The following is a 1310-nucleotide window of genomic DNA, read 5'->3' on the forward strand; positions in this document are numbered from 1 at the left end:
TGGGGGGGGGGGGGGGGGGCGGGGGCGGGCGGGGGGGCGGGGGGGGGGGGGGGGGGGGCGCGGCGCCCCCCCCGGGGGGGGGGGGGGGGGGGGGGGGGCCCCCCGCCGCTCACGTGCGGTTCACGTGCGGCTCACGTACGGCTCAGGGGGCGAGCATCGCGCCGAAGGGCAGGTTCCTGACCACGGTGAAGGCCACGGCGAGCCCTCCGACGATCCACCCCCAGTGGGCGCCGACCCCGATCCCGGCGGGGCGGCCCGTGCTCACCCGCCACACCCAGCGCACCCACAGGACGGCGCAGACGGCGAAGCCCGCGACGGCGAGCGCGTTGTCGTGCAGCGCCGTCGCGAGGTCGCCGGTGGCGACGGCGTGCGCGCACCGCAGGCCCCCGCAGCCCGGGCAGTAGACGCCGGTGAGCGCGTACAGGGGGCAGACGGGGTAGTGGCCGGGGTGGTTGGGGTTCACGAGGCCCACGTACGTGAAGGCCGCCGCCGCCCCGGCGAGGAGGCCGAGCGGCGTGGCCAGCCGCCGGGCCGGCCGTGCGGGTGTCCGCGTCACCGGAGCCGCCATGGCGTCCTCACCGTCCCGTCGTCGCGTCGCGGGTCCCGCCGGGCCACCCGTGGCGGCCGGGGTCGTTCGTGCGCGCCCCCGAGGGGGCGGTGAGGCCGTCAGGCCCTGGCGTGCTGCTGCGTCTCAGCGGCGGGCGTGCGGGCAGTGACCTGGGCGCGGCCGGCCGCTTCGCGCGCCTCGCGCATCTCGGCGGACTCCTTCGGCATGCCGAGGCCCATCAGACGCATGATCACGCCGACGACGAGGCCGAGGATGACGACGCCCATGCTGGCCCAGAAGCCGACCGGGCTGTCGCCCACCATGAAGACCCCGCCGGCGCAGAAGCCGACGAAGGAAATGATGACGCCGGTCCAGGCCGCCGGCGTGTGTCCGTGGCTCGTGCCCGCCATGAGTTGCTCCTCGTTGCTGTGGCGCTGTGTCGTGGGCGCTTGTTCGTGGCGCGGGGGGTGTGCGCGAGGTGGTCGCCTCGCGGTGGTGCCGGGCGCTCGGGCCCCCCGCTCTCCCGATGCTCACCCGACATTGTCCCGCACGCACGGCCGGTGACGCGCGAGGGGGGTCGTCTCGGGGACCCGCACGTCCCGGCGGTACGGGCAGAGGGCGCGGGGCGGCCCGGTGCCGGGGGGGCGCCGCCCCCGCCCGCGCCCGGCGGCGGCACGACCGCGGGGTCCGGCCTCGGGACGCCGCCGGCGGGCGTACCGCACCGCTCGGCAGGCGGCCGGAGCGGGGTCCGCCCGGCGTCCTT

The 1310-nt window shown here is 78.8% G+C and carries 2 protein-coding genes; both read right to left on the minus strand.

Annotation, left to right across the window (positions count from 1 at the left end; translation table 11 throughout):
* Positions 1-142: 142 nt before the first annotated feature.
* Positions 143-568, minus strand: coding sequence for a DUF2752 domain-containing protein (locus LCE31_RS18425; protein ID WP_225015509.1), 426 nt, complete (start codon positions 566-568; stop codon positions 143-145).
* Between the two features lie 98 nt (positions 569-666).
* The gene (locus tag LCE31_RS18430; RefSeq protein WP_225015510.1) at positions 667-957 is read right to left on the minus strand and encodes an HGxxPAAW family protein; all 291 of its coding nucleotides are present in this window, start codon (positions 955-957) and stop codon (positions 667-669) included.
* Positions 958-1310: the final 353 nt, after the last annotated feature.

Origin of the sequence: Streptomyces sp. 8L, from assembly GCF_020176795.1 — a bacterium.
Taxonomy (GTDB): domain Bacteria; phylum Actinomycetota; class Actinomycetes; order Streptomycetales; family Streptomycetaceae; genus Streptomyces.

Bases quoted from the DNA above. Each gene is read 5' to 3' on its own strand.
- LCE31_RS18425 (WP_225015509.1), bottom strand. From the start codon at position 568: ATGGCGGCTCCGGTGACGCGGACACCCGCACGGCCGGCCCGGCGGCTG.
- LCE31_RS18430 (WP_225015510.1), bottom strand. From the start codon at position 957: ATGGCGGGCACGAGCCACGGACACACGCCGGCGGCCTGGACCGGCGTC.